The 433-nt window shown below is 38.6% G+C and carries 1 protein-coding gene; it reads left to right on the forward strand.

Features of this window, described 5'->3' with window-relative positions; translation table 11 throughout:
* Positions 1-433, forward strand: a 433-nt coding sequence (locus tag DM397_RS00375) for a condensation domain-containing protein (protein ID WP_239457750.1), incomplete at both ends; no start/stop codon positions are given.

Below are 433 nucleotides of genomic sequence, written 5' to 3' on the forward strand. Positions count from 1 at the left end.
CACCGATAAATTCGAAGAATCGTTTAAGCTTTTATTGCAGCGCCATGAAATACTGCGAACGTATTTCAAAGCAGATAATCAGGGTGATATCAGACAATATATTATCCCTGCAGAACAATTGGATTTTAAGATATCCAGTGAAGACTTCAGTTTTGCAGAAAACCAGCAAGAAGCCATTGCAAAGTATATCGAAGAAAGAAACCATGAGGCATTTGATTTAGAAAAAGCACCTCTTATAAGAGCTTCGCTGCTGAAGGTAAAAGAACAGGAATATGTCTTCTTTTTATCGATGCATCATATCATTGGAGACGGCTGGTCTATGGAACTGCTGGTGTCTGAAGCTGTAGAGGCATACAACAGACTAATACAGGGTAAAAAAGTTGATTTTCCGGAATTGGGCATTCAGTATAAAGACTATGCCGTTTGGCTCAAT

It is taken from the genome of Flavobacterium nitrogenifigens (assembly GCF_003254565.1).
In the GTDB taxonomy this organism is placed as follows: Bacteria; Bacteroidota; Bacteroidia; order Flavobacteriales; family Flavobacteriaceae; genus Flavobacterium; species Flavobacterium nitrogenifigens.